Origin of the sequence: Rheinheimera oceanensis, from assembly GCF_018831085.1 — a bacterium.
In the GTDB taxonomy this organism is placed as follows: Bacteria; Pseudomonadota; Gammaproteobacteria; order Enterobacterales; family Alteromonadaceae; genus Alishewanella; species Alishewanella oceanensis.
Window position 1 is genome coordinate 114,413 of sequence record NZ_JAGPNM010000011.1, and the last position, 7,326, is coordinate 121,738.

Genomic DNA, 7,326 nt, shown 5'->3' on the forward strand with positions numbered 1-7,326 from the left:
CACGCCTGTGTAGTCATAGCGTGTCAAAAAAGCGTAGCATCTGCTGACGCGCCTTAGCAGAGGGCATTGGGTTGTGGCCGGCACGCATATTTTCCTGCAAATGCTCAAGCCGTGTGGTAGCCGGAATAGCGCAGCTAACAGCCGGGTGGCTAACAATAAACTTCAGCAAAAACTCTGCCCATGTAGTGCAGCCATGCTCTGCTGCCCAATCAGGCAAACGCTCGCCACGGCGTTTCAGGTTTTTAATCAAACTACCGCCGTTGTATGGCCGGTTGGCAATTACCGCTATACCCTTCTCTGCTGCTAATGGCAGTAAACGGTTTTCTGCTTCGCGCTCAATGATGTTATAAGTCAGTTGCACAAAGTCGATGCTTTCAGCGGCCATAATCTGCTCAACCTCGCGGTGGCGGCGGCCATGTGAGGTAGTAATACCTATATAGCCCACCTTGCCTGCGGCTTTTAGCTCACGCAGCACCGCTAAGTGTTCACGCCAGTCGCTCAGGTTATGTACCTGCAGTAAATTAAATTGCGGGATATTCCAGCGGCGCTGCAAATCGGCCACCTGCTCACGTGCCGAACCTCCGGCCGGGCTCCAGACTTTTTCGGCAGCAAATAAGTTGTCGGCTATAGCCGGCTGCGCTGCAACAAGCTGCGATAAGGCATAGCCCATTACATCGGGGGCCGAGCCGTACATGGGGGAAGAGTCAATCATGCCGCCGCCCAGTTCGAAAAAAACTTTTACCAGTTCAGTGCGTGCCGCAAGCAGCTTAGCATCGCTGCCAACATTAAAGGTACGCCAGGTACCCATGCCAATTACCGGCAGCGCTTTATTGCTGTTGGGAATGTTTTTTTGCAGGTGCGCACCGTTAATAGCAAACCCCGGAAATACCGGCAGTAAGCTGGCAGCCATAGCGGCAGCGAGTAATTTAAGGCTGTGTCTGCGGGTTAAGCGGTTGCTACGAGTATCACTATTGTTCATGCTAAGCGCCCCTTCAGCTCTTTATGGCCCGGCGCTTGTGGCACCCGGCAGCAAAATAAAGCATACCAGCCCGGCCCCTCGTTGCCAAATTAGCTACAGCACTGCAATGTTGCGCTAAAAAATATACGTTATAACACCGGGGCCATTAAATTAGCGGCTTGTGACGCAGCACGCTTATACCAGGGCCGGCTAAGCACTTCATCTAGTGTCATTTGCCGCGACGCAGAAAAATCGAGCAGAAACTGCTGCTGTAACTGCTGATTAAGTTCAGCATCTGCCAGCAGTGCGGTAATTTCAAAATTCAGCCGAAAAGAGCGGTTATCCAGATTTACCGTGCCCACAGCAATAATCTGCTCATCCAGCACAAAACTTTTAGCGTGCAGAAAACCTTGTTGATAACGGTAAATCTTAATACCTGCATCCAGCAGCGGCCCGACAAAGGCATAGGCGGCTAAGCTAACCAGCAGGTTGTCTGTTCGTTCTGGGATCAATATCCGCACATCAACGCCACGTAAAGCCGCCAGTTTTAACGCTGCCACTGTGCCTTCATCCGGCACGAAATAGGGGCTGGCGATCCAAATCTGTTTAGTGGCACTATTTAACGCATGTTGCATCATCAGGCTGGCCGTTTCAAAACGATCTGCCGGGCCAGAAGGTATAATTAATACCGGCACGTCGCTGCCATTTGCCGGTTTGGCCTGCCAGTTTAAATTCGGTAGTTGTTCGCTACTCCAGTACCAGTCTTCAACAAAAGATAATTGCAAGCCTAACACCGCCGGGCCACTTAGCTTTAAATGGGTATCGCGCCACAGGCCAAAACGCGGATCAGCACCCAGATATTCATCACCAACATTAAGGCCGCCCAGCCAGCCATAATGGCCATCTGTGACCACAATTTTACGATGATTACGAAAATTCAGCTGAAAGCGGTTGCCAGGCCCTTTGGTAGAGTGGAAAGGCCGTACAAATACACCGGCATCGGCCAGTTGTTGTGTATAGCGTTTAGGTAAACGGTAACTGCCTATTTCATCAAACAAAAAGTAAACTGCTACACCGCTGCGGGCTTTTTCAATCAACAATTGTTGTAACTGGCGGCCTATCTGGTCGTCGCGCACTATATAAAACTGCACCAGCACATACTGCTCTGCCTGGCGAATGCCGGCAAAAATACTGTCAAAGGTTTGTTGGCCATCTATCAGCAGTTGGGCATTATTACCGGTTAAAAATGGCATTTTTGCCAGTGTTTCAACCGCTTCAATGCTGCCACGGATCCGATCAGACGCCATAACATAAGGCTCAACACCGGCGGTTTTTAACTGATGCTTGGCAAACAACTCATGGTCGGTTTCTTTACGCGAGATCACATACCCCTGAAACCGGCTGCGGCCAAACACCCAATAAGCAGGCACCGCAGCATAGGGGAAGGTATTTAAAGACACTATCCAGGCAATACTGCCCTGCGACGTGCGCGATGACATTAACGCATCCAGCGAGGATAAAGCCCCCAGCGTATGAAATAAGGCTAACAGCAGAAAAAACACCCGGCGCCGTTTACTGGTTTTTTTGACTGGACGCCCAGCCGCAGCAGTCTGCGAAGCAAAAGCTTGTTTTAATGCCGAGCTAATTCTAAACATTGTCTGCCTATCAGGCTGTATTTATGGGCAATTTTAGCATGCACGAACCAACTCTATCGACTGTTATGCACTTCTTACTCTTTAGGGTATACAACGAATGCCAGTTTATTTCCATTCGGGTCACGAACATAGGCTGCGTAGAACCCATCTGTGTACTGCGGTCTGTAGCCGGGTTCGCCTTCCGAGATTCGAGATTAGAAGAAACCATTGCAGCGCAAACGCTTATTTGGGGGCCGGGCATACAAGCTCCCAGAGATGTCCTTCTGGATCGCTTACGTAGCCGATATATCCTCCAAATGATGGATCGACTGCTGGTTCTGCAGGTACCGCCCCACCGAATTCTTTGGCGCGTTCAAGCGCCAGATCTACTTCCTGTTTCGTTTCTATTGCACAACTAATAATAGCGGGCGCTGAAGCCCCAGGTAAAAGCGCCAGGCGATTGTTATATGCCAACTTCTTCATACATTTTTTGGCGAAACTCACGATATCCACTCGCATATTCCCAAATACTAAACAAATGCGTTTTACTCGAATCCATTAGGCAGAAAATTTGGCAACTGGCATATTCACGTGATGCTTTTAAATCATTCCAAGAATAACGTTTTGTCTCAGAACCTTTGTATAAAGCTATCCCTTGATCGTCGTAAGTCATTTTTGTCTTAAGACTTCTAAGAAAACGAACCATTAAGAAGAAATACTTACCGCATAGGTAAGTGATACCAATAACAAGCGCAGCAAGAATAAAAACTGTCGATGCATCAGCGTTTGAAAGTCGCTTACCTGAAATTAAAATCAATGCAATTGGCCCAGAAACATACACTGGTAACAATATTACTGCGCAAATATAAGCCAATACTCTTGTTGCTTTTGAATGCTCTACCATACTTTCCTTGGCATTGTTCTTACCCATAAAAAGTAGACACTCGGTTATGCGCATTTGCGCTCATACTCAGCCGGGCTGATGTAGCCAATCGCTGAGTGCCTACGGACACGGTTATAAAATATCTCAATGTACTCGAAAATACCTGACTTCGCCCGTTCAATCGAGTCGTAGTTTTCTGCATAAATCAGTTCTACTTTAAGCCGGCTGAAGAAGGCTTCCATTGCGGCATTATCCCAGCAATTGCCCTTACGGCTCATGCTGGGCACACAGCCGGCATTCATCAGTTCGTCCTGATACGCGGTTGAGCGATACTGCACGCCACGGTCTGAATGCACTATCAGGCCGGGCTCTGGTTGTCTTCGCGCCAGTGCCATCTTCAAGGCCTGCGTAATCAGCTGCTCGGTCATGCTGGTGTCCAGCGACCAGCCCACTATCGCCCTGGAGTATAAATCCATCACCGTTGCCAGGTATAACCATTTATCTTTCAGCCAGATATAGGTGATATCTGTGGTCCAGCGCTCGTTGGGCTTTTCTGCATCAAACCGCCTTTTCAACAGGTTATCTGCCACATTCGTCATTGCTTCAGTGCGTGGGCTGTAGCGAAACGCTTTGCCATTACGTGCCCGTATACCTCTGGCGTTGAGGATGCTCGCTACGGTGTTCAGACAACAACTTACCCCCAGCGCATTTAGCTCTTTTACCAGCCTGGGCGCGCCATAGCGCGCTTTGTAACGGGCGTAGCTGTCAAGCACCTGCTGCTCCAACTGCTCGTGCTTTACGCTGCTCAGGCTCGGTTTACGCCCTCGCCAGCGATAAAAGCCGGAAGCGGATACCTCCAGCACCCGGCACATCAGCCTGACCGTATACTGCCCCACGTATTCGCTGATCAGGGCGTACTTTACTCCTGCAACTTGGCAAAGTACGCAGCTGCCTTCTTTAGGAATTCATTTTCCTTTTTCAGCGTGTCCAGCTCGCGCTTCAGTTGCCGGACTTTTTCGCTTTCATCCTTTGAATAATCTACCCCGTTCAGACTGTTAAACTGCTTATCTGACAAGCGGTTAAACTGCGCTCGCCAGTTGTAAATCTGATTAGGATGTATGCCCAGTTCCTGAGCAACGGAAGTAGCTGTTTTATCGGGTAAATCAGACAGTCTTACCGCTTCTCTACGGAACTCTTCTGAATACGCCTGGGTTTTATGTCTGGCCATCTTGCACCTCAGTGTCAGGTACGATACCTAACTATAGAAGGTGTCTACTGATCATGGGTAACTCGGGCATATAACGCCGCGCACACCAGCGCGAACTTGTGAGCGTCGGAGGGGTTGAAGGCCCAGAATGACGCAGATTGTTAGATGCAAACGAGCTTGGCAATATCATTAATACCATTGCTTAGTCCCTTTAACTCCTGAATAAAGTTATCTAAAAGCACAGGCTCCGTTTTTAAGTACATTTTGGCTTCGCTAGCCTCTTCCTGCCCCTTAAATTCAAAGTATTCAGATTGCTGGTGAGTTGCAATGTACAAAGCCCCTGGCTTTGGAAAGTGAAGCCGCGCAGAAAAAGCACCATTGGCGTATTCACGACCAAACTGCCCCAGTAATATGTCTTTTAGACCACCGTAATAATGGTTTTTAAAAATATTAAGTGAGTTAACCAACTCTAAAATTTGATGACTACCAACATAAACCTTATTAGTGAATAGAGATTTCCCGTTACAGACTGAGATTTTCAATTCAGTCAGATCATCATCAAACCATACTTTTTCGATAGAAATCTCAGGTTTCAATTCTACTCCTTACACAAACGCCCGAATAAGGGACAGAAAAACGTAGCGGCGATTAACTTAAACTTTGCGAAGCACCAAAACTAAATTGCTGCGTAGTTTTTATGTCCCAGCGCGCCCGGTTTTAAAGGCGCGACTTGATTCGATTGTTATGCACTTTAACCTATTCCGGCATCAGTTTCCCTCCAGGCTTCATACTGGGAAGTTCATTGATTAGCGCAGACAAGTAATCACCATAACCCTTTAATTCCGCATCATTAATATTTTCGATAGCAATCTTCAGTTGAATGAGTCGGCTAGAGCTTCTTTCTTCATTGCCTAGCTGAAGTTCATAGTTGACTGATAGATATAAGTATTCCAGAGTCTGATACTCAGTTAGGTTTGGCGACTCAAGAAGCTTGTTTATTTGTTGCAAAATCTCTGAACGATGGCGGTTTGCTAAATCAAATTCTCCTTCAGCTTCATAAAGGTAGGCAAGAACTCGTTTTAATTTGTTTTTGAAAATTTCGTCTTTATCGCGAAGCGAGTAGATTTTATCAAGATGTTCCAACCTTGATAATTGATCTGAAATATTAGGCTTAGCTGTTTTAAGGTATGATCTAATTCTCGCCACTTCTTCTTCACTTAACCCTTCGAAGTCTTCTATGAATGCTATGAAGCCCGATTCTTTACAGAACCAAATCCCGTTTGAGTCAGTGAGAGGCCAGAACACCTGATCATATTTAGAAGGCCAATGATATATATAACTACCGTAACTAGCAGGTTGCATAACGGAGCAAGTGCTATCAGGTGCAATAGGATCCGGAACCGTAGATTCAACCCATGTAGTAGCGAAAACCTGTGACGTTACCAATAGGCAAAGAGAGAAAACGAACTTCATAATACAACACTCCGATGTCAGAAAATGGTGCATAGACATAATGACTCCCCACGAGGTGTTGCTCTCCGGGAACGTGGGTTAGCTTTGCAGCCAGAGCCATAGTGTATTTGTTGAAGATACAATACTGGAGGTTAGTATGATTAACAATAGCATCACTTTTATAAGCTTAGATACGCCTCAAGAGTCCATCAAAGTAGCGTATATACAAAACAGTCGTGATGCAAAACCTGTCAGCAAGGATGCTGAAATCAGCAGGCGCTCATTGAGAATGAGATAAGAGAGCCCGGATAGGTGTTTGTTGCAAGCTATCAGCTGGCAGCCATGATGACAGATAAAGCAGTCTATCTTGCTGATGGACAAGGCCTGGCCGCTAACACGGCCAGAAGAGCGGTTTTACCTATTGACTCCGGGAAGGCTCATATGTGTTAGGTGATTTAACCTTTGTATATGACATTACCATCGATATCGTAGACACTTTCATATGGTAAAAGAGATTGCACGAAATGATTAAAATTTTTCGCAACCACTAAATAATTAGATTCGTCAGACTCAATTACAATAACCTTCGGTTCTGTTTTCGAATCTCGATAGTCCAATGCAAGCCAGGTATGACCATCTCCATCGATTAGCACCAATTCCTCTGGCAACTCCCATTCTTCCACAAGACCTGGACTATCAAAGATGGATCTATATTTTCCTGGGTCTAGGCCAGACAACTCTCCTATCTCATAGAACCCATCTCCGAAATAGTATTTCGTTGAGTCGGTGTCGCACGGCGGTAACTTCACAATCCAAGAATTTTTGGTACCAGCTAATTTTATATATGCATCTGGCAGCTTCACGCCATTCTCTTTTTCAAATAGTTCTATTCTTTCTTCAGGTGTATAGACGCGATAATTTTCTACTTCGTAGACGTCCCCGCAATTTGCACATACAAAATAGGCTGTGCCATCAATGAAATCTGGTTCGGGATATTCTTTTGGGCACGATCTACATTTCATTCATACTTCCTTAGTTCTGGTATTCGCCTAACGTAGAGTTAACCAGCGCTGCGCAGCTTTATCGCGCAGCGACCGAAGGGAGCCAGGTTGAGCGTAAGCGTCCATTTTAGGACGTATTGACGCCTTATAGATTTCGGCCAAGCATCCTGGCTAGATGTCTTTCATGATCT

General features: G+C 46.6%; 9 protein-coding genes. All 9 read right to left on the bottom strand.

Annotation, left to right across the window (positions count from 1 at the left end; genetic code table 11):
• Positions 1-13: 13 nt before the first annotated feature.
• Positions 14-910: an aldo/keto reductase gene (locus J3B89_RS18835; protein WP_215399186.1), complete on the bottom strand. Its 897-nt coding sequence runs from the start codon at positions 908-910 to the stop codon at positions 14-16.
• 197 nt (positions 911-1,107) lie between these two features.
• On the bottom strand, positions 1,108-2,613 hold the full coding sequence (cls, locus tag J3B89_RS18840) for a cardiolipin synthase (protein ID WP_215399175.1): 1,506 nt from the start codon (positions 2,611-2,613) through the stop codon (positions 1,108-1,110).
• 222 nt (positions 2,614-2,835) lie between these two features.
• Positions 2,836-3,105, bottom strand: coding sequence for a VOC family protein (locus J3B89_RS18845; protein ID WP_215399176.1), 270 nt, complete (start codon positions 3,103-3,105; stop codon positions 2,836-2,838).
• The gene (locus J3B89_RS18850) at positions 3,056-3,523 is read right to left on the bottom strand and encodes a hypothetical protein (protein WP_215399177.1); all 468 of its coding nucleotides are present in this window, start codon (positions 3,521-3,523) and stop codon (positions 3,056-3,058) included. The genes J3B89_RS18845 and J3B89_RS18850 overlap by 50 nt, the downstream gene beginning before the upstream one ends.
• A 17-nt stretch (positions 3,524-3,540) precedes the next feature.
• Complete coding sequence (locus J3B89_RS18855) at positions 3,541-4,440, bottom strand: IS3 family transposase (protein WP_215399187.1); 900 nt, start codon at positions 4,438-4,440, stop codon at positions 3,541-3,543.
• The gene (locus J3B89_RS18860; RefSeq protein WP_206109624.1) at positions 4,395-4,703 is read right to left on the bottom strand and encodes a transposase; all 309 of its coding nucleotides are present in this window, start codon (positions 4,701-4,703) and stop codon (positions 4,395-4,397) included. Before J3B89_RS18860 ends, J3B89_RS18855 begins: the two co-directional genes overlap by 46 nt.
• Positions 4,704-4,843: 140 nt before the next feature.
• Positions 4,844-5,278 (bottom strand): hypothetical protein, encoded by a 435-nt coding sequence (locus J3B89_RS18865; RefSeq protein WP_215399178.1) that lies wholly within the window; start codon positions 5,276-5,278, stop codon positions 4,844-4,846.
• 160 nt (positions 5,279-5,438) lie between these two features.
• Positions 5,439-6,155, bottom strand: a complete 717-nt coding sequence (locus J3B89_RS18870; protein WP_215399179.1) for a hypothetical protein — start codon at positions 6,153-6,155, stop codon at positions 5,439-5,441.
• A 434-nt stretch (positions 6,156-6,589) separates the two neighbouring features.
• Positions 6,590-7,156 carry an SMI1/KNR4 family protein gene (locus tag J3B89_RS18875; RefSeq protein ID WP_215399180.1) on the bottom strand — a complete coding sequence of 189 codons (567 nt, stop codon included), beginning with the start codon at positions 7,154-7,156 and terminating at the stop codon, positions 6,590-6,592.
• Between the last annotated feature and the right edge of the window lie 170 nt (positions 7,157-7,326).